Source organism: Nocardia sp. GP40 (genome assembly GCF_050434125.1).
Classification (GTDB): domain Bacteria; phylum Actinomycetota; class Actinomycetes; order Mycobacteriales; family Mycobacteriaceae; genus Nocardia; species Nocardia albiluteola.
The window spans coordinates 18,475-37,773 of the sequence record NZ_JBNPVW010000021.1 but is presented as its reverse complement, the minus strand read 5'-3'; the positions used below and the strand labels follow the sequence as shown (position 1 = coordinate 37,773).

Annotated in this window: 20 protein-coding genes; 10 read left to right on the top strand and 10 right to left on the bottom strand. The window is 69.3% G+C overall.

The annotated features are described in order from the left end of the window. The first annotated feature begins 19 nt into the window (after window positions 1-19). The 4 genes from ABH933_RS40985 (at window position 20) to ABH933_RS40970 (ending at window position 3,566) form a co-directional block, all read left to right on the top strand. Entirely contained in the window at window positions 20-1,417 is a 1,398-nt protein-coding gene (locus ABH933_RS40985) for a cystathionine beta-synthase (protein WP_429427641.1), read from the top strand. A 189-nt stretch (window positions 1,418-1,606) separates the two neighbouring features. Further along, a complete protein-coding gene (locus tag ABH933_RS40980) occupies window positions 1,607-1,741 on the top strand; it encodes a hypothetical protein (RefSeq protein ID WP_429427643.1) in 135 nt (44 codons plus the stop codon). Between the two features lie 689 nt (window positions 1,742-2,430). Further along, a complete protein-coding gene (locus ABH933_RS40975) occupies window positions 2,431-3,060 on the top strand; it encodes a transglycosylase SLT domain-containing protein (protein WP_429427645.1) in 630 nt (209 codons plus the stop codon). A gap of 131 nt (window positions 3,061-3,191) precedes the next feature. Then, a complete protein-coding gene (locus ABH933_RS40970) occupies window positions 3,192-3,566 on the top strand; it encodes a hypothetical protein (RefSeq protein WP_429427647.1) in 375 nt (124 codons plus the stop codon). Here ABH933_RS40970 and ABH933_RS40965 read toward each other — a convergent pair. Together ABH933_RS40965 and ABH933_RS40960 are read right to left on the bottom strand one after the other, a co-directional pair. Further along, window positions 3,484-3,879 carry a DUF6401 family natural product biosynthesis protein gene (locus ABH933_RS40965; RefSeq protein WP_429455283.1) on the bottom strand — a complete coding sequence of 132 codons (396 nt, stop codon included), beginning with the start codon at window positions 3,877-3,879 and terminating at the stop codon, window positions 3,484-3,486. The two genes, ABH933_RS40970 and ABH933_RS40965, sit on opposite strands and share 83 nt — an antisense overlap. A 185-nt stretch (window positions 3,880-4,064) precedes the next feature. Continuing rightward, window positions 4,065-5,228: an acyl-CoA dehydrogenase family protein gene (locus tag ABH933_RS40960; RefSeq protein ID WP_429427651.1), complete on the bottom strand. Its 1,164-nt coding sequence runs from the start codon at window positions 5,226-5,228 to the stop codon at window positions 4,065-4,067. 105 nt (window positions 5,229-5,333) lie between these two features. Between ABH933_RS40960 and ABH933_RS40955 the strand changes: the two genes are divergently transcribed. After that, on the top strand, window positions 5,334-6,482 hold the full coding sequence (locus ABH933_RS40955) for a cystathionine gamma-synthase (protein WP_429427653.1): 1,149 nt from the start codon (window positions 5,334-5,336) through the stop codon (window positions 6,480-6,482). Window positions 6,483-6,592: 110 nt separating this feature from the next. Here ABH933_RS40955 and greA read toward each other — a convergent pair whose 3' ends face one another. Together greA and ABH933_RS40945 are read right to left on the bottom strand one after the other, a co-directional pair. Next, window positions 6,593-7,087: a transcription elongation factor GreA gene (gene greA / locus ABH933_RS40950; protein ID WP_215923626.1), complete on the bottom strand. Its 495-nt coding sequence runs from the start codon at window positions 7,085-7,087 to the stop codon at window positions 6,593-6,595. Between the two features lie 316 nt (window positions 7,088-7,403). Continuing rightward, window positions 7,404-7,868 carry a DUF4307 domain-containing protein gene (locus tag ABH933_RS40945; RefSeq protein WP_429427655.1) on the bottom strand — a complete coding sequence of 155 codons (465 nt, stop codon included), beginning with the start codon at window positions 7,866-7,868 and terminating at the stop codon, window positions 7,404-7,406. A 283-nt stretch (window positions 7,869-8,151) separates the two neighbouring features. On the opposite strand from ABH933_RS40945, the gene mca reads away from it, so the two are divergent. From mca to ABH933_RS40930, 3 genes are all read left to right on the top strand, one after another. Then, a complete protein-coding gene (gene mca, locus ABH933_RS40940; protein ID WP_215923628.1) occupies window positions 8,152-9,051 on the top strand; it encodes a mycothiol conjugate amidase Mca in 900 nt (299 codons plus the stop codon). Then, on the top strand, window positions 9,048-9,353 hold the full coding sequence (locus ABH933_RS40935; RefSeq protein WP_429427657.1) for a hypothetical protein: 306 nt from the start codon (window positions 9,048-9,050) through the stop codon (window positions 9,351-9,353). The genes mca and ABH933_RS40935 overlap by 4 nt, the downstream gene beginning before the upstream one ends. A gap of 140 nt (window positions 9,354-9,493) precedes the next feature. Continuing rightward, entirely contained in the window at window positions 9,494-10,702 is a 1,209-nt protein-coding gene (locus ABH933_RS40930; protein WP_429427658.1) for an MFS transporter, read from the top strand. Window positions 10,703-10,750: 48 nt separating this feature from the next. Here ABH933_RS40930 and ABH933_RS40925 read toward each other — a convergent pair whose 3' ends face one another. Together ABH933_RS40925 and ABH933_RS40920 are read right to left on the bottom strand one after the other, a co-directional pair. Beyond that, window positions 10,751-12,343, bottom strand: a complete 1,593-nt coding sequence (locus tag ABH933_RS40925; RefSeq protein WP_429427660.1) for a TROVE domain-containing protein — start codon at window positions 12,341-12,343, stop codon at window positions 10,751-10,753. A gap of 1,481 nt (window positions 12,344-13,824) precedes the next feature. Beyond that, a complete protein-coding gene (locus ABH933_RS40920) occupies window positions 13,825-13,983 on the bottom strand; it encodes a hypothetical protein (protein ID WP_215923631.1) in 159 nt (52 codons plus the stop codon). A gap of 107 nt (window positions 13,984-14,090) precedes the next feature. Here ABH933_RS40920 and ABH933_RS40915 point away from each other — a divergent pair, with 107 nt between their 5' ends. After that, a complete protein-coding gene (locus ABH933_RS40915) occupies window positions 14,091-14,429 on the top strand; it encodes a VOC family protein (protein ID WP_429427662.1) in 339 nt (112 codons plus the stop codon). Window positions 14,430-14,459: 30 nt separating this feature from the next. Here the strand turns inward: ABH933_RS40915 and ABH933_RS40910 are convergent, their stop codons facing one another. From ABH933_RS40910 to ABH933_RS40900, 3 genes are read right to left on the bottom strand one after another with little or no spacing between them, the layout of a single operon-like run. Then, a complete protein-coding gene (locus tag ABH933_RS40910) occupies window positions 14,460-15,938 on the bottom strand; it encodes an FGGY-family carbohydrate kinase (protein WP_429427663.1) in 1,479 nt (492 codons plus the stop codon). Between the two features lie 30 nt (window positions 15,939-15,968). Beyond that, window positions 15,969-16,175 carry a hypothetical protein gene (locus tag ABH933_RS40905; RefSeq protein ID WP_429427664.1) on the bottom strand — a complete coding sequence of 69 codons (207 nt, stop codon included), beginning with the start codon at window positions 16,173-16,175 and terminating at the stop codon, window positions 15,969-15,971. A gap of 42 nt (window positions 16,176-16,217) precedes the next feature. Beyond that, entirely contained in the window at window positions 16,218-17,141 is a 924-nt protein-coding gene (locus tag ABH933_RS40900) for an NADP-dependent oxidoreductase (protein ID WP_429427665.1), read from the bottom strand. Between the two features lie 140 nt (window positions 17,142-17,281). On the opposite strand from ABH933_RS40900, the gene ABH933_RS40895 reads away from it, so the two are divergent. Beyond that, the gene (locus tag ABH933_RS40895) at window positions 17,282-18,274 is read left to right on the top strand and encodes an NADPH:quinone oxidoreductase family protein (protein WP_429427667.1); all 993 of its coding nucleotides are present in this window, start codon (window positions 17,282-17,284) and stop codon (window positions 18,272-18,274) included. Here ABH933_RS40895 and ABH933_RS40890 read toward each other — a convergent pair. Next, the gene (locus ABH933_RS40890; RefSeq protein WP_429427669.1) at window positions 18,263-19,285 is read right to left on the bottom strand and encodes a sigma-70 family RNA polymerase sigma factor; all 1,023 of its coding nucleotides are present in this window, start codon (window positions 19,283-19,285) and stop codon (window positions 18,263-18,265) included. The two genes, ABH933_RS40895 and ABH933_RS40890, sit on opposite strands and share 12 nt — an antisense overlap. Between the last annotated feature and the right edge of the window lie 14 nt (window positions 19,286-19,299).

The following is a 19,299-nucleotide window of genomic DNA, read 5'->3' as shown; positions in this document are numbered from 1 at the left end:
TTCTGGAACTATGGGCGGCATGCGCATCGCGAATCACGTCGTCGAGCTGATCGGCAATACTCCGCTCGTCCGGCTGAACTCCGTGGTGGGTCCGGAGTCCGGCCTGGTGGCGGCCAAGGTCGAGTACCTGAACCCCGGCGGCAGCTCCAAGGACCGCATCGCGGTCAAGATGATCGAGGCCGCCGAGGAGCAGGGACTGCTGCAGCCGGGGGGCACGATCGTCGAGCCGACCTCCGGCAACACGGGCGTGGGCCTGGCATTGGTCGCCCAGCAGCGCGGGTACAAATGCGTCTTCGTCTGCCCGGACAAGGTCAGCGAGGACAAGCGAAACGTGTTGCGCGCCTACGGCGCCGAGGTCGTGGTGTGCCCGACCGCGGTCGCGCCCGAGCACCCGGACAGCTACTACCAGGTCTCCGATCGCCTCGTCCGCGAGATCCCGGGCGCGTGGAAGCCGGACCAGTACTCCAACCCGGGCGGCCCGGCCAGCCACTACGAGACGACCGGCCCCGAGATCTGGCGCGACACCGAGGGCAAGGTCACCCACTTCGTCGCGGGTGTGGGCACCGGCGGCACCATCACCGGCACCGGCCGCTACCTCAAGGAGGTCTCGGGCGGCAAGGTCAAGGTCGTCGGCGCCGATCCCGAGGGCTCGGTGTATTCCGGCGGCACCGGGCGGCCGTATCTGGTCGAGGGCGTCGGTGAGGACTTCTGGCCCAGCGCCTACGACCCGGCGATCCCGGACGAGATCATCGCGGTCTCCGATGCCGATTCCTTCGAGATGACCCGACGCCTGGCCCGCGAGGAGGGCCTGCTGGTCGGCGGCTCCTGCGGCATGGCCGTGGTGGCGGCGCTGCGGGTGGCCGAGCGCGACCCGGAAGCGGTCGTCGTGGTGCTGCTGCCCGACGGTGGTCGCGGCTATCTGTCCAAGATCTTCAACGACCAGTGGATGAGCTCTTACGGCTTCCTGCAGTCCCGCCTGGACGGCAGCGTCGCCGAGGCCACCGTCGGCGACGTGCTGCGCGGCAAGTCCGGCGCGTTGCCCGATCTGGTGCACACCCATCCCCAGGAGACGCTGCGCGATGCCATCGAGATCCTGCGCGAGTACGGCGTCTCGCAGATGCCGGTGGTCGGGGCGGAACCGCCGGTGATGGCGGGCGAGGTGGCCGGCAGCGTCACCGAGCGCGATCTGCTGTCCGCGGTGTTCGAGGGCCGCGCCCATCTCACCGATCCGGTGTCCAAGCACATGAGTCCGTCCTTCCCGCTCATCGGCTCCGGCGAGCCGATCTCCGCGGTCACCAAGGAGCTCGAGGCCACCGACGCGCTGATGGTGGTCGAGGACGGCAAGCCGATCGGGGTCATCACCCGGCACGACCTGCTCGGGTTCCTGAGCGCGTCGGGGATCCCGTCCACACACTGAGCGTCGGTCGCTGCATGATCGCTGATTTCCCGGCCGAGGCGTGATGCTTCGGCTGGGATGAGCGGCAGCTGCCGCCGTGTAGCTAATCAGCTGGGAAATCTACGCTGAGCTGGCTGCCTGGCCGCACGGCCGTGGCGATAACTGGTATGTAGTCCGCTGTTACATATGTCTTGCGCATCATAGGTAGGCATGGACCGGTGGCAGGCGATCTCCTGGATGGCGTTGCCGGCGGCTGTGCTCGGAGCGTCGGAATTGCTGAACCGGATCCGGTTCCCGGCATTGTCGATGATCGCGGCCCCGGTCCTGGGGCCGCCCTCGCGCTGAGCGAGCGCCCGCCCGCGCCGCTGCCGTGCGGAGTGTCGACCGCCGTGCGCGCGATGCTCGGGGGCCCGGATCGCTTTGCCGCCCGATTGCCTCGAGCGTCGTACCATGTGGCGCCGAGCACATTTCTAGTGGATGCGATAGGTCTCGACGCTGTTACCAAACGGTGTCCAAGGTCCCCGAAAACCGGGTCGAATCGGTCTCGTCCAGCTCGACACACCGACTTTTTCTGTGATGTAGGTCACCGATAGGTAACGATTAAATCGCCCGCTCACGGCGTTATAGCAACCTCGGATCGTCCGCACCGAAGGGTCGCAACACTAGTTGTTCACCTTTGGTTAGGTTTACGTTAACCTACCGCAATCATCCTGTGACCTCGTTGGTTATCAGACCCCGAGTCTGGATTACATGAGGAGTTGGTGACGCTCATGCGGAACACGATCGCTGCCGCCGTGCCGGGAGGCACCGCAATTGCAGCGTGTGCCGCCACGGCAGCACATGCCTCCCGCGTCGTCGCCGGACCGCCCGGCCGCCGCTGAGTCGAGCCGAATCCCACGGGGAGCGCACAGCCTCCCTCTCGAGTCCACCAGCATGTCGCACCGGGGACGAGCCCGCCGAGAGCGGTGCCCGCCCCTGATCGGTGCTGCCTGCTGCAGGCCGGTAACGGCCGAAAACAAGAGTAGGAAACGTCGATGTCGAGTACGTCCAACAAGAGCAGTAGAGCCAAGGCGGTCGCGCGGACCGCCGGTGCGGCAACCCTGGCCGTGGCCGCCCTCGCCGCCATCACCTCGGCGGGCGGGGAGCACACGACCCAGGTCAAGCCGGTCGCCCTGGCCCACACGATCGCGGAGGCCACCGCTCACCCGGCCGCCGCGCCGATCGCCGCGCCGACCGCCGCGCCGATCGCCGCCGCCCCTGCTCCCGCGCTGCCGATGCCGCCGGCCCCGGCGCCGATGCCGCAGCTGCTGCCTCCGCCGCCGCCCCCGCCGGCGCCGGTCTACGCGGACAACCTCGACGGCTGGATCCACCAGGCGATGGACATCCTGGCCGCGAACCACATCCCGGGTAGCTACGCGGGCATCTACCGCAACGTCATCCGCGAGTCGAGCGGTAACCCGCAGGCCATCAACCTGTACGACTCCAACGCCGCGGCGGGCATCCCGTCCAAGGGGCTGCTGCAGGTCATCGACCCGACCTTCCGGGCGTACCACGTCAACGGCACCTCCTGGGACATCTACGACCCGGTCGCCAACATCGCCGCGGCCTGCAATTACGCCGCCGACCGCTATGGCTCCATGGATAACGTCAATTCGGCCTACTGACCGGTCTCCTCTCTCGCAATACTTGAACCGGCAATATTCACGCAAATAGTGGATCGTTGGATTTTTGCGAGGTATAACCGAATTGGAGTTCCGGTATCCGGCCGGGGCGCATGGGTGCGAGGGGATGATTCGTGAACACGGTCGGCTCGCTGTTGCGAGATATCGCGTCGTGGGTACCGGATATCGCGGTGGCACTGGTCATCGGTGCGATTACCGCCATGCTCGGCCGCATGGTCATGGGCTGGGTCACGAATCGAATCGGTGATTCCGGGCGGGGTCGCATGCTGGGCCGCTTCGCGGCCGTGGTCCTCTGGGGCGCGGGGGGCGCCACGGCGCTGGGCCGCGTCGGCGTGCCGTCCGAGGTCACCGTGCCGTTCCTCCTGACGGTGCTGCTCATCGTCGGCGGCGTGCTCGCGGTGCTGCTCATCGGCGGTGCGGGCGGTTCGACGCCCGCCCGGCGGCGGCCCGGGCTGCACCTGGTCGACAGCGAGCCCCACGCGGGCTGATCGTCGGCGGTCGGGCCCTGTCGCCCCGAGTGCCCTTCCGGCGCGAACCTCTCTCGCTGCTGTACCGATCTTCGAGGCGGCTGCGTCGTGACATGTTCGAGCACACACCGGCCAATCTCAACTGGATCCATTCGGCGCGTACCCAGCCGGCGGTATCGTGCGGCGCGCGCAGCACCGCCCGCCCCGAATGTTCCACCAGTCCGCGGGCGTATCCGGCCAGCAGCACCGGCACCGGCACGACCGCCGAATTCTCGATGCCGAGCTCGAGGATGTCGCGGATCGCGGCCGCGTGCTGATCCAGTGCCGCGCACACCGCCGGTGATTCCCGCGCCGCGGTCAGCGCGGGAACTCCGTGCGATTTATGCAGGCGCTTCAAAGTCTTACGCGCCGACACTTCGAGCAACGCGGAGCCGAACAGAAATACCCCGACAGCCTAGCAACCTCCGGGCATTTGTAGAGAGTGGGAAATCCCATTCGGCTCGCCGCTCAAATTGCCTGTCAGCGAAATGCTTTGGATCCGGTCAGGGCCTCACCCAGCACCAGCTGATGCACCTCCGCAGTGCCCTCGTAGGTGAGCACCGACTCCAGGTTGTTCGCGTGGCGTAGCACCGGATAGTCCAGGGTGATTCCGTTGGCGCCCAGGATGGTCCGGCACTCTCGCGCGATCGCGATGGCCTCCCGGGTGCTGTTCAGCTTGCCCGCGCTGACCTGTTCGGGCCGCAGTTCGCCGCGATCCTTGAGCCGGCCCAGATGCAGCGCCAACAGCTCGCCCTTGCCCAGCTCTACCGCCATATCGGCCAGCTTGGCCTGGGTGAGCTGATACGCGGCCAGCGGCTTGTCGAACACCTCGCGGGTGCGCGCGTAGTCGATGGCCGCGGCCAGGCAGTCGCGGGCGGCGCCGAGCGCGCCGAAGACGATGCCGAACCGCGCCTCCGACAGGCACGCCAGCGGCGCCGCGAGGCCCTTACCGCCCGGCAGCATCGCCTCGCCGGGCAGCCGCACCCCCTCCAGATCCAGCTCCGCGGTGATCGAGGCGCGCAGTGAGAGCTTGCGGTGCATCTCGCGGGCGGTGAAGCCCGGGGTGCCCGCGGGCACCAGGAAGCCGCGAATCCCCTCCTCGGTACGTGCCCACACGACCGCGACGTCGGCGACCGAGCCGTTGGTGATCCACATCTTCGAGCCGTCGAGCACCCAGTCCGCGCCGTCGCGGACCGCACGGGTGCGCATCCCGCCCGGATTGGAGCCGAAATCGGGTTCGGTGAGCCCGAAGCAGCCGATCGCCTGACCGGATGCCATGTCCGGCAGCCAGCGCTGCTTCTGTTCCTCGGAGCCGAACCGGTGGATCGCCGTCATGGCGAGCGAGCCCTGCACCGACACCAGGCTGCGCACGCCGGAATCGACCGCCTCGAGTTCCATGCAGGCCAGGCCGTACTCGGTAGCCGACGTGCCCGCGCAGCCGTACCCCTCGAGATGCATCCCCAGCAGGCCCAGCTTGCCCAGCTCGGGCGCCAGCTCGCGGACCGGGAACGTGCCCCGCTCGAACCAGTCCGCGATATGCGGTCGCAGCCGCTGCTCGGCGAACACCCGCACGGTGTCGCGGATCTGAATTTCCTGGTCGCTGAGCAGCGAATCGATTGCGAACAGCTCGTCTACGGTCACCATGCGATCCACCCTAGGCCGCGCTCACCCGGCCGATCGACCGAACGCCGCAGCCGGCGGCGCCACCCGGCGGGCCGGGCGAGGGGGAGCGCTCCTAGGCTGTGAGCCATGACCGATGACCAGCTGGGGTTCTCCACACGGGCCGTGCACGCCGGATACGAGCCCGATCCGCAGACCGGTGCGGTGAATGTGCCGATCTACGCCAGCTCCACCTTTGCCCAGGACGGCGTGGGCGGGCTGCGCGGCGGCTTCGAGTACGCCCGCACCGGCAACCCGACGCGCACCGCGCTCGAGGCCAACCTGGCCGCCCTGGAGTCCGGGCGCCACGGCCGGGCCTTCTCCTCCGGCATGGCGGCCACGGACTGTGCGCTGCGCGCGACGCTGCGGCCCGGTGATCATCTGGTGATCCCGGACGACGCCTACGGCGGCACCTTCCGGCTGATCGACAAGGTCTTCACGCAGTGGGGCATCGAATACTCGGTCGCGCGGGTGTCGGATCCGGACGCGGTGCGTAATGCGTTGCGCCCCAACACGAAACTGGTCTGGGTGGAGACGCCGACCAATCCGCTGCTCAACATCGGCGATATCGGCGCGCTGGCCGAGATCGCGCACGCCGGCGGCGCGAAGCTGGTGGTGGACAACACTTTCGCCTCCCCGTACCTGCAGCAGCCGCTGCTGCTGGGCGCCGACATCGTGATCCACTCGACCACCAAATACCTCGGCGGACACTCGGATGTCGTCGGCGGCGCGCTGATCACCGACGATCCCGAACTCGATGCCGCCTTCGCCTTCCTGCAGAACGGCGCCGGCGCGGTGCCCGGCCCCACGGATGCCTTCCTGACCATGCGCGGCATCAAAACCCTTGCGGTGCGCATGGATCGGCACTGCGACAATGCCGAGACGATCGCGGAGTTCCTGTCCGGACATCCGGCCATCGCCCAGGTCATCTACCCGGGCCTGCCGAACCACCCGGGATATGCGGTCGCGCAGAAGCAGATGCGGCGCTTCGGCGGCATGATCTCGGTGCGGCTGGCCGGTGGTCGGCAGGCCGCGCTCGACTTCTGCTCGCGCACCAGGCTTTTCACCCTCGCCGAATCCCTGGGCGGGGTGGAGTCGCTGATCGAGCACCCGGGCGCGATGACGCACGCCTCGACCGCCGGGTCCGAGCTGGAGGTGCCCGAGGATCTGGTTCGCCTGTCCGTGGGCATCGAGGACGTCGGCGACCTGCTCGCCGATATCGAGCGCGCGCTGGGGTAATCACCTCGCGACAAGACAACAGCGGCCGCACCGGAAACGGTGCGGCCGCTGTGTTGTTTTCGGAGGTTCGCAGCGGCGCTCGACCGGCTGCTGCCGACCGGCCGGGCGCGTCAGCTGTGGTAGGGCTCCGCGCTGACCAGCGTCACCTTCATGATGTTGCCGTTGGGGAGCGTGTACTCCCGCGTCTCGCCGACCTTGGCGTTGATGAGCGCCCCGCCCAGCGGGGAGTTCGGCGAGTAGGTCTCGAGGTTCGAGCCGCCCAGGCCCTCCTCGCGGGTGGCGATCAGGAACGTCTCGGTGTCGGTCTCGTCGCCGTCGTAGTAGACCTTGACGACCGAACCCGGCAGCGCGATGCCCGACTTGGTGGGCGCGACGCCGACCTTGGCGTTGTTCAGCAGCTCCTGCAGCTGGCGGATGCGGGCCTCCTGCTGACCCTGCTCCTCGCGCGCCGCGTGATAGCCACCGTTCTCCTTCAGGTCGCCTTCCTCGCGGCGCTCGTTGATTTCGGCCGCGATGACCGGACGATTGGCAATGAGCGCGTCGAGTTCGCCCTTGAGCCTCTCATGCGACTCCGGTGTCAGCCAGGTCACTTGCGTCTCAGTCATCTCGATCACTCCCTCGTAGTTGTTCCCGGCTAACCGGGATTCCCAAATACCTGCAGCCACATGCGCCCCACCCTGGGGCGCGCACGGCCACAGTGGACGGCTAGAGCGATCCCTGGGGGATATCCGTCGAACCCCGACAGGCCCTGTTCCCGTGTGGCATTGTGTGCCGGGAACCGACAGCGCTGGCCGCCAATGCAGCAAACACGGCTCCGAGCGTTCGGAACCGTGTATCGCATCATTTTACCACGTTTTGCAAAGGTGCAGGTCGGGGCGGTGATTGCCAGGCGATTCGCCGGATGCGCCTGGATGGGCCGGTTCAGCCCGCCCGCAGGTAGGCGGGTACGTGGCTGCCGCAGCCGTACACATCGCTGGCCGCCGGTTTGGCGAGGCTCCGCACCGTGACCTTCATTTCCACGGTACCGCTGTTCGAGGGCACGATCAGCACCTCGCGGCGGCCGACCTCGTTGCCGTCCTTGTCCATCGCGCGGACGAAACAGAACGCCGGCTGCTCGGGATGGGTGCGGGTGACCTTGAAATGCGCCTCGACGGTGGAGTCATTGACGACGGAGTAGCCCAGCTGTTCGGGGTCGACGTCCTTGGGTCCGAACTGCTTGAAGCCGAGATAGGCGATGACCAGGCCCAGCACCACGACCACGCCGCCCAGGGCGAGCGGCATCCAGCGCGGGGTCCGGCGCCGGCGGGTGGTCCCGTAGCGATCCCCGAGCGAGCGCGACGGGGCCGCGGTGTCGGACCGTCCGGTCTCGGGTGCGGCCTCGGTCATGATGTGCTCGCTCCTCTATCTCAGCGCGCCGTGCGCTACCAGTCGATGGTGCCCCATGCGGGTATCGCCCGGTTGCGCGGCCCCGCGTGGCCGAGAGCCGCGACACAGTGACTTACCCACCCCGTGGGCTCCGCAAGCTCCGCCCACGCACCATCCCCGGGGGGTAGCTCGGAACAAATGTGGGCCGGATGGAACTATAGGGAGAGAGATCTGGCACCCCTGCCCGAATGTGTGGCGGAGAGCGATGAGGTGACTAACGGATGAGCAATGAGGTGAGCAACTAGTGAGCGGGTTCCGCCTCATGGCTGTGCATGCCCACCCCGACGACGAGTCCAGCAAGGGCGCCGCGACGACCGCGAAGTATGCCGCGGAGGGCGATGACGTCCTCGTGGTGTCGCTGACCGGCGGCGAGCGGGGGTCGATCCTCAATCCGGCGATGGACGTGCCCGGCATCCTCGACCGCATCGAGGAGGTGCGGCGCGAGGAGATGGCCGAGGCCGCCAAGGCGCTCGGGGTCCAGCACCGCTGGCTGGGGTTCGTCGACTCGGGCCTGCCCGAGGGCGATCCGCTGCCGCCGCTGCCGGAGGGTTGCTTCGCGTTGGTGCCGCTCGAGGAGGCCACCGAGGCGCTGGTCCGCGTCGTTCGCGAGTTCCGGCCGCACGTGATGACCACCTATGACGAGAACGGTGGCTACCCGCACCCGGATCACATCATGTGCCACAAGGTGTCGATGGCCGCGTTCGAGGCGGCGGGGGATCCGGAGCGCTTCCCCGACGCGGGCGAGCCGTGGACCCCGCTGAAGCTGTACTACGACCACGGCTTCAGCATCCAGCGCATCGAGACCTTCGCCGAGGAGTACGAGCGGATCGGCGAGCCGTTCCCGATGCAGGAGTGGCTGGACCGGTTCCGCAAGATGGCCGCCGAGCGTGGCGACATGTTCGGCCGGGTGACCACCCAGATCGAATGCTCCAAGTACTTCCCGCAGCGCGACGACGCCCTGCGCGCGCACGCCACCCAGATCGACCCGAACGGCGCCTTCTTCGCGATTCCCATGGAGATGCAGCAGCGGCTGTGGCCCACCGAGGAATTCGAGCTGGCCAAGACGCGGGTGCGCACCGAGATCCCGGAGACCGACCTGTTCGCCGGTATCGAAGACCCACACACCGAGGTCACCGACCGATGATTCTGACCGTCCTTGCGCAGGGCACCACCACCAACCCCACCGGCCCGGAGTTCGGCAAGGCCTCGCCGCTGGGCCTGGTGATCATCCTGGTCCTGCTGGCGGGCACCGTGCTGCTGATCCGCTCGATGAACAAGCACATCAAGGGCCTGCCCGCGGACTTCTCCCCGGAGCATCCCGAGCCGGACCAGGCCGCCGACGAGGGCACCGATCCGGGTGCGGCCGAAACGGAGACGGAGGCGGATCCGGCCGCGGGCTCGAAGCCCGAGGCCGCCGCGAACTCGGAACCGCCCGGCGCCCCCTGAGCTGCCGCGGCGACATCCGCACCGGGTTCGAGACGCACTCTCTCGCATGTCGAGGGGGTGCGTTTCTCGTATCCGGGCCCGGAACTATGTGGTCCGATTGCCGCCAGCCGGATGATTCCGGCGTTCCTACCGTCGGTGTCATGGAAACCGACCTCATTCCGGATACCCGGGTCGCGGTGCTGCGGACGCCTGTCGTGTGGTTCATGGCGCTGGCGGCCGCGACCGGCACGGCCAGTATCTATCCGTTGCAACCGGCTATCGCGGAGGTAGCACGGTCGCTGCATATCTCGGTCGCGGCCGTCGGAACGGCGTTGGCCGGTGGACCGGTCGGCTATCTGGCCGGCCTGGCCCTGCTGGTGCCGCTCGTCGATCGGTATGCGCCGCGGGTGGTGGTGTCGGCCCAATTCGGTGCTCTGGCAGTGGCTTTAATGGGTGCGGCGGCGGTGCGATCGGCGTGGCTGCTCGGTGCGGCGATCTTCGTGATCGGGGCTGGTTCGGCGATCGGGGCCCAATTGAGTTCGGTCGCGGGACGATTCGCGGACTCGCATCGGCGAGCCACCGTTCTCGGGATCGTGACCGCCGGAATTTCGTCCGGGGTCCTCGCCGGACGCATCGCGGGTGGGTGGCTGGCGAATGTCATCGGGTGGCGGGGCATGCTCGTCGTTTTCGCCGTCGTCTGTCTCGTTCTCGCCTCGGTCACCCGCCCGGTGCTGCCGGCGGCGGCGGGAACTGCGACGCGCGGCTATCTTGCGACGCTGCGCGGAATGCCCGCCCTGTACACCCGGTATCCGGTGCTGCGGCTGGCCGCCGGTCGGGGCACGCTGTGGTTCTTCGCCTTCTGCACGATCTGGGCGGGGCTCTCGGTCGCGCTGTCCCAGCCGCCGTTCTCCTATTCGCCCGAACGAATCGGCCTGTACGCCTTCGCCGGGCTGCTCGGCGTCGCCGCCACCCGGATTTCGGGGACGTGGACCGATCGCGTCGGCGCCCGCCGGGTGATCCTGATCGGCCTGGCGCTGGCCGTCGTCAGCACGGTGATTCTTGCGGTGTTCCTGTCGAATACGGCAATCACCCTGCTGTGCCTGGGCCTGTTCGATGCCGGACTGTTCGCCGCGCAGGTGGCGAATCAGAGCACGGTGCTGGCCATCGATCCCGGCGCCCCGGCCCGTTTCAACAGCGCGTACATGATCGTCTATTTCATCGGCGGCAGCTTCGGGACGGCGTTCGGCGCGGCGGCGGTCAGCTGGCTCGGATGGGCCACCACCGCGGCCTGTGCGGCTGCCGCCATTGTGTTGGCCGCGGTCGTCACCGCCGTGATACATACGCGCACTGCGGCTTCCGCGCGGTCGTAGTCGACCTACGGTGTCCGGCAACTCGATTCGAGTTGCCGGACACCGCCGTCAGAACGGCCAGTCGGCGCGGGCGCCGGCCTCCAGCAGACCGATCATCGCGAACGCCTTGTCGGACAGGCCGCCGAAGACGTGCCGGTTGTGCGACCCGCTGGGGGCATGACCGAGGTGGTACCCCGCCAGATTCCAGGTGTACAGCGGCACCGCGGCGGGCAGTGCCCGGTCGACGTTGCCACCGGTGGCCTGCTCGTCGGTGAGGATCACCACGCGATCGTGCCGCGCGAAGTGCCCCCGCACCGCGCCGGCCGTATCGGTGCCGCCGCCGATGAAGTAGCCGCCGGCCTTCCACCGCTCGACCGCACGCAGCAGCGACTCGCCCCGCCGCTGGGTGAACACCCGGCTGCCCGCGTCACCCTCGCCCCACGAGTACGAGACGACGTCGGCCCGCTCGCACCGGCTCGCCAGCGCGAGCCCGAAGACGACCGCGGCGTCCCAGCGGCGCAGCGCGCCGTCGCGGGAGAAGCCCGCGTTCATCGAGCTCGACGTGTCCACCAGCACCAGGGTGCGCCCGGACAGCGTGGGCACCGAGGCCAGCGAGTGGCCCAGCGCCCGCTCGAGGGCATGGCCCCAGCGCAGCGACGGCGCGGCGCGGTACGCCGACAGGAACCGCATCGGCAGCTGCCGCGAGCGCGCGACCTGTTCGGGATCGGCGAGCTTGGCCGCTACCTCCGCGGCGACCTCGTCGGATACCCCGGCCTCGTCGAAATTGCGCAGGTTACGCAACTGCGCCATGTAACCCATCGACGGGATCAGGGCCTCCCAGACGCGCGCGTCCATCGGGCCCTGCAGCCAGCCGGCCACCGACTCCCAGGTCATGCCCGCGCCGCGCAGCGCTTCGCGGGCCCGCTCGGCGTCGTCGAACAACGTCCGGCGATCCGCCACCGGCATGGCGAGCAGTTCCGTGCGGGCGCGCAGGATCCGCAGGCCCTCGCCGGGCGCGGTGCCCCGGTTGTGGCGCCGGTCCAGTGCGTGCGCGAAAAGCTCACCCTGCCAGGGCTTGTCGGCCATGGGTGCCGGGTGCGCGAGGTCGAGCACGTCGCCGAAGCGCACCGCGTGTGCGGTGGAATCCCACTTGGCCAGGGCGCGCTCGTCGTAGAGACGCCGGGCCGCGTCGGCGATGCCGCGCTTGACCGGCTTGGGCAGCGCCCGCCCGTAGGTGGCGAACCAGTAGGCGATCAGCTCACCCGGCTCGTCGGCGCGCTGCAGCACGGAATCGATTGCCTGACGGCTCATTCCGGACTGTCCGGCCGAAAGTCGGGCCTGCGCGAACTCGGCCGCGCCCACGAGTGCGGCGGTGCGCATATTCGCCGAGGTGCGCAGCCAGCGCAGCAGGCGTGCGGTCCACTCGGGATCGGCGAGGGTGTTCTCGCGCACCAGCACCGCGTAGCGGTCGTCGCGTGCGCCGGAGGTCTCGTAGAAGGTGTTCTCGCCCAACATGTTCGATACCGCGAGCAGGAAAAGTTCACCCTGCGGCGTGCGCTCGTAGCCGGGCGCGCCCTCGTAGGTGCGTCCGGTCGGCGTGCGTGCGGACTTCACCGCCGAGGTCGCGGCGGCGCGCAGGCGTCCGGAATTGAACTTGCTCACAGGAATTCCCCCATGTCGTGCGGGGAGGCGAGCGCGGCCTGGGAACGCAACGACATCGCCGCTTGTCGGGCGGCGGCCGGATTCGAACCGGCGCTCCGTGATTCGACAATCCGGGAGCATCCGTCGTCGGCGCATCGGGCTGATGCACAGGCCTCCCGAGATCGAATTGCCCACGGACTTGGTGAATTGCAGTTCGAAGTAACCGTGGGCCCCGCACCGGGAGGTGCGAAACTATAGCGCCCGAGAACAAATCGGCAACGGTAACCGGCTCTTGCGAGCCGACCGGATTCCTGGAATCCGGACAGGAGTCGAACCTGATATGCCAGAAGTAACCGTTTCCTGCGCACCGGGCGTGGTAGTTACGGTAGCGCGCTGCCGAATTGGCCGCATCTCATTTGTTTCGGAAGGCAGTGCCCCGGACGAGGATGGCGCCCGGTCGGCAACGAACGTGTGTGTACGCCTGTGCGCGAATCGCGAAGTCGGAGAGGGAATCTGCGATGGCACCCGAGCCGACCGGCGTGAAGGGCCGGTGGCGGGTGAGACGAAGATGTGCGCCCGAGATCCCGGCGGTGGCGGTATTTGCGAAATGCTCTGCCGGCTGAGCTACGCGGACCGAAGTCCGGGCGGGATTCGAACCCGCGACCCTTTCGTCCGAGAAGTAACCGCTACCTGCGCACCGGGCGCACTCGAAACGATAGCGGCCGGAAATGTGGGTCGCAAACGAATTCCCGCGAAGCGGGCCCGAGATCTGTTCGGCAGCAGGGGAGTTGGTCACCGGGGCGACCCGTTCCAGGATGTGAAACCCGAAGTACCTGTTGCCCGCGCACCGGGCGCCGCCGCGGCGGGATTTCGGCGCCGTCGCGGCGCCGCCGATTCGCACGTGCAGCGAGGGGTGTGCCCGAGATCCAGGTCGGCGACGGAACATGCTGCTCTGCCATTGAGCTACCAGGCCGCGAAGCCTGGGCGGGACTCGAACCCGCAACCCGCCGATTAAGAGTCGAAGTAACCGCTGCCTACGCACCGGGCACGAAAAGAGATGGTACGGGCCAGTATTGATGCATCGCATCCCATTTTCCGCGGACCGGGGACCGGAAACCGTCGGCGCGGCGAATTCGGTTGACCCGGATTCGGTTCGCGCGCAGGCTGGCTTGCACGGAGGAACTTCGGGCGGCAGCCGACCTGTTCGCGGTGGGCGAGGTGTATCCCGAGGACCTGCCGATGATCGCCGCCGAGGCGCTGGCCAGGGGTCTGGATTCGCCGGCGCTGAGTGGCTCATCATGTACTGGGAGGCCGGCCTCGACGATCGCGAATCGATTGTGGCGCAGATCCGGCGGGCATGTCGTAGCCTCCTCGACGGGCCGCCGTTCGAGTCCGTCCTCCGTTGACGGTTGGCGGCCGCTCGATCCGGCTGTCCGGGCCGCGCAAGAGCACCGCGTGCACTGCTGGACGGCGGCACACGCGGGTGCGGGCGGCGGTCGCGATCAGAACGGCCGCTCGTGGTGCCGGTGGCGGCAGATGTCGCAGTCGCAGTCGAAGTATCCGATTCCGGCGCTGCCGTGGGCGCCCCGGGCCTCGGCCTCCTCGAGGTCGGCGTACCAGGGCCGCCGGCCCGTCGAGCCGGGTGAAGCGGTGTTTCTCATACCGGAGAAATACCCATTCCCCGGGATCGGCGAGTCACGGTTTCGGCACGCGGGGGCCGCGTCTCGGGGAAGCGAATCTGTCGGTCCCCCTGGCTATCGTATGGTCCATGTTCACCATCGATTTCATCGAGTTCCCGTCCGGCTCGGCGGGCGCGTCGAGTGCCTTCTTCGAGAAGGCCTTCGGTTGGACCGCCACCGCGTACGGACCCACCTACGCCGACGTGCAGGGCGGCGGCATCACGCTGGGCTTCCAGGCCGATGCGGCCGAGCAGGCCGCCGCACCGCTGGTCACCATCCGCACCGATGATCTGCCGGAGGCGCGCGAGACGATCGAGGCCGCGGGCGGCGTCGTCACGGTCGAACCCTTCGACTTTCCCGGCGGCCGCCGGTTCCACTTCCGCGAACCCGGCGGCGCCGAGCTCGCCGTATGGTGCCCCGCTTCCTGACGGGCGCTTACGGATTCGGCGCGGAGCCGCTCAGCCGAATGCGGCCAGCCGATGTATCTGCTCGCGGGTCGCCGGGTACAGCTCCCGCCAGGTCGCGTAGAGCTCGTCGTAGCGCGCGCGAGCGTCGGGATCCGGCGCTACCTCTCGCGCGATGCGGGCCCAATCCGTCTCGGGCGCAACGAGTCCCACCCCGATCGCGGCGAGCAGCGCGTCGCCGTAGCTGGCGCCGATGGTCTGCTCCGGCAGCAGCTGGGTCAGTCCGGTGATGTCGCTGAGTGCCTGCGTCCATACCGTGCTGTGCAGCCCGCCGCCGACCCCGACCGCGCGGACGGCCGGTGAACCCGCGTCGTCGAACATCTCCAGGATCTGGCGGATGCCGAACGAGATGCCCTCGTACGAGGCGCGGAAGAGATGACCGCGCCCGTGCCGCAATGTCAGCCCGGCGAACACGCCGCGGGCGTCCGGATCGAAGACCGGGGTGCGCTCGCCGGCCAGGTACGGCAGCACCATCAGGCCCTCGGAGCCCGGTGGCACCGCCTCCGCCTCGGCCATCAGCTCCTCGAACGGCGCCCCGCCGGTGACCTTCTGCAGCCACTGCGTGAGGCTGCCCGCGGTCGAGGTGCCTGCCGCGAACGTGAACGTGCCCGGTTCGACGCCCGCGGTCGTCCACAGCGCCGGATTGGTGTGGTACTTCTCCAGCACCTGCACCAGGAACATGGTGGAGCCGTACATGAGCATCAGATCGCCGGGATTGCGCACCCCGACGCTGAATGCCTCGGCGTAGGCGTCGACCGTGCCCGCCACGACCGGGGTGCCGGCGGGAATCCCGGTGTGCGCGGCCGCGTCGGGGGTGAGGGCGCCGACGGTCTCGCCCGGCCACACGAGACGGGGCAGCGGCAGACTGCCCAGGATGCGCCCGGACCACTCCGCGTGCCAATCGAAGTCGCGCAGGGCGTAGAGCGGATCGCACTGGCTGGCGGTGTGATGATCCTGGATGTATTCACCGGTCAGCTTGGCCACGATGAAGGAGTTGGAGCCGTACCAGCGCCGAGCACGCGCCATCGCCTCGGGCTCGTGGCGGCGCACCCATTCGATCTTCGGTCCCACCGCCTGGCTGGACAGCGATTTGCCGGCCGACCGCAGGATCTCCTGCGCGCCGAACTCGGCGGTGAGGGCGGTGATCTCGGCCGAGGCCCGGGAGTCGATGCCGTACAGGATGGCCGGCCGTACCGGATCGAGGTGCTCGTCGCAGAGCACCAGGCAGGGGCCGACGCCGCTGACGCACAGTCCGGCGATATGTGCCGCACGCGGCGCGGCGGCCACCAGGGCCCGGCTGATCGCGCCGACCTCGGCCCACCACATCCCCACCGGATCCACCTCGGCCCATCCGGGCCGGGGCAGCGAAATCTCGTGTGCTATTTGATGTTCGGCGACCACGACCCCATCCGGCCGGACCAGGACCCCCTTGCTGCTTCCGGTCCCCAGATCGATGCCAACCAGCAAGTCCACGGTCGCCAGCGTATGCGCTCGCTCCGGATCTCACGCCCGATACGTGAATCGCGCACGATCCGAGAATTCCGGCGAGACCGGACGGCCGCGCCGCGACCAGCGCCGCACATGCAGCGGCCGATCGGGACGTGGCACGGTGCGGCCGGCCGGGGTGCCCGCGGCCCTCGCGATGAACACCGCGAGGGTGGTCGAGTGGGTCGATCGGGGTGCAGCACGGTCTGCTGGCTGGGCGCTCATGGCCTTCACGATGAACGCCCCGACGGCAGTCGAGCGGGCCGATCAGGGACGCAGTACGGTCCGGCCGGGCAGGCCGCCCGCCGCCTTCGCCGTGAACGCGGCGACGGCGTCGGCCAGCGGGTACACCGAGCCGGGCTGCGGGCGCAGGTGCCCCTCGTCGATCAGGCGGGCGAGCTCGCTCAGCTGCGCGCGGTCGGCCACCTGGACGAAGACGACCTTCGTGATGTCGTCCCGGTCGGTCGGGAACTCCGCGGCGGCCTTGATCGTGACCAGTATTCCGCCGGGGCGCAGCAGGACCGACGAGCCGGTGAGCACCTCCCCGCCGATGGTGTCCACGACCAGGTCGGCCTCGCCCGCGACATCCTCGAGGCGATCGGCGGTGTCCAGCGCGAGGTAGCGGTCGGCGCCGAGTTCGATTGCCAGGGAACGGGAATGCTCACGTCCGGTGCCGATCACCCGCGCTCCGGCCCACCGCGCCAGCTGCACCGCCATCGACCCGACCGCGCCGCCCGCGCCGTGCACGACCACGGTCTTGCCCTTGGTGAGGGCGCCGTGATCGAACAGGGCCTGCCACGCGGTGAGGCCCGCGCGCGGAACCGCCGCGGCCTGAACGTGATCCAGGGTGCGCGGCTTGCGGGCGAGGTTGCGGGCCTCCACCGCAATGTATTCCGCGGCCGCGCCGTCGCGCAGCTGGTCGGCCAGCCCGAAAACCTCGTCGCCAACCGCGAATCCGGCCGTGCCGTAGCCCAGCGTGACCACCACTCCCGAGACCTCGTGGCCCGGAATGATTCCCGCGCGCGGGTGACCGGCCCGGCACTTCCATACCGGCCAATCGAGCTCGTTGTGCGTGATGCCGCACGCCGCGACCTTGATCAGCACGTCGTTGAGGCCGGGCTGGGCGTCGGGCACGTCCTCGTAGACGAGTCCCTCGATGCCCGTCGGTGCGTGCAGGCGAATGGCCTTCATCCCGGATCCTCTCGCGTCGTTCGTGGCCCGGCCGCCGCCGCAACCCTTTGTAGTGTCGTCTGTACGACGCACCACGAGGACCGAAATCGACAATCGGCTCGGCGTCGATTCCTTTCGGGGACGGTTCGGGTCCGTATGTCATGAGCATCCCCACCACCATGCGCGCCCTGCGGCAGATGTCGCTGCACGGCCCGCAGGACATGCAGCTGATCACCGACGCCCCGGTACCGGTCCCCGGACCGGGCGAGGTGCTGATCCGCGTCGCCGCCGCCGGAGTCAACTACCGCGACGTCTCCCAGACCCGCGGAGCGTCCGGGAACAACCCCCGGCCGCCCTATCTGGCGGGCTTCGAGGCCGCCGGTGAGGTTGTCGCCGCGGGCGAGGGGGTCACCGGGATCGGGCCCGGCGCCCGCGTCATCGGCATCGGGTACGGCGCCTTCGCCGAGTACATGACGATGCCCGCCGCCGCGGCGGTGCCGGTGCCCGCGGGCTGGACCGCGGAACAGGCCCTGGGCCTGACGGTGAGCTGGCCCACGGCGCTGGCCGCGCTCAAACCGCTGGGCGGCATCGCCGCCGGGCAGACCGTGCTGATTCACGCCGCGGCGGGCGGAACCGGCCAGGTCGCGGTGCGCCTGGCCAAGCACTACGGCGCGACGGTCATTGCCGCCGCGTCGGCGGGCAAGCACGAGATCGTGCGGGCGTTGGGTGCGGACCACGTAGTGGATTCCCGCGCAGGCGATCTTGCCGCCGAGGTGTCGCGGCTGACCGGCGGCGCCGGCGTCGATCTGGTACTGGCGTCGGTGGGTGGCTTGGGCTTTCATGCGAGTCTGGCCGCCGCCAAGCCGGTGACCGGGCGCGTGGTGGTGTTCGGCGCGGCGGGCGGTGACGCCGCGCTCACCAACTGGGAACTGGTGTACGAGTACCAGGTTCACATCATCGGCCTCAATATCGGGACGTTGATCCAGGCCGCGCCACGGGTCTTCGGCGAGGTTATGACCGAGCTGTTCGCGCTCATCGCCGCGGGGGTGATCACCCCCGGGCAGCCCACCGGATACGCCCTGGCCGACGGCCCGAAGGCACTGGCGGAGTTGGAGAGTCGCGCGACCGTCGGCAAGCTGGCCCTACTGCCCTGACCGGACGGGCTCGACGGGATCGGCGAGCACGTCCGGGAGGCCGAACGCCGCGGCCAGCGAGCGATGGTGGAAGGCGATCACGCGGGATATGCCGGTGGCGGTGGCGGCGAGCACCACCGCCCCGTACCCGCGCAGCACGCCGTCCGGATCCCGGCGGTAGGTGAGGGCGGCGGGCTGGCCGTTGGCGGTGGTCGCGACCATGCGCCAATCGCCGGGCGCGCCGAGTACGTAGCTGTCGAGCATGTGGATGCACGCCACCCGGCCCGCCTGCCAATCGCCGAACGGCGTCGCCTCCAGCGTGGCGTCCGCGCGCAGCACGTGCTCCAGCAGGGAGGCGTCGGAGCGCTCGAAGGCGGCGATATACCCATCGAGCAGCGCGCGGGCCCGCGGGTCGGCCGGTTCGAGCAGGGTGTCGGGCTCCGGCCCGAGCTCGTCCAGCCGGGCGCGGGCGCGCTGCAGGCCGCTCTTGACCGCCGCCGTGGTCGTGTCGAGCACCTCGGCGGTCTCGGCCGCCGAGAACGCCAGCACATCGCGCAGGATGAGGATCGCGCGCTGGCGGGCGGGCAGATGCTGCAGGCTCGCGATGAGGGCCAGCCGCACCGACTCGCGGGCGACCGTCACCGCCTCTGGATCGTCCTGCGGCGGGGCGATCCATTCGTCCGGCAGCGGCTCGAGCCACGAAACCTGTTCCTGTGCAAGAGGACTCGGTGCGCGCTCTGGGCCGTCGTACGGGCCCGCCAGCCCCGAGGGCACCATCCGGGGCCGCTGTGACCCCAGTGCCGTCAGGCAGACGTTGGTGGCGATGCGGTAGAGCCAGGTCCGCATCGATGCGCGGCCCTCGAACCCGGCATAGGACCGCCATGCCCGCAGATAGGTCTCCTGCACCAGATCCTCCGCGTCGTGTGCCGAGCCGACCATGCGGTAGCAGTGCGCCAGCAACTCCCGGCGGAACCGCTCGGTGTCGGCCGCGAAGCCGTCCCGGTCCGATGCCGCCCGCGGATGTGACGTCATGCGACCGCCTCGGG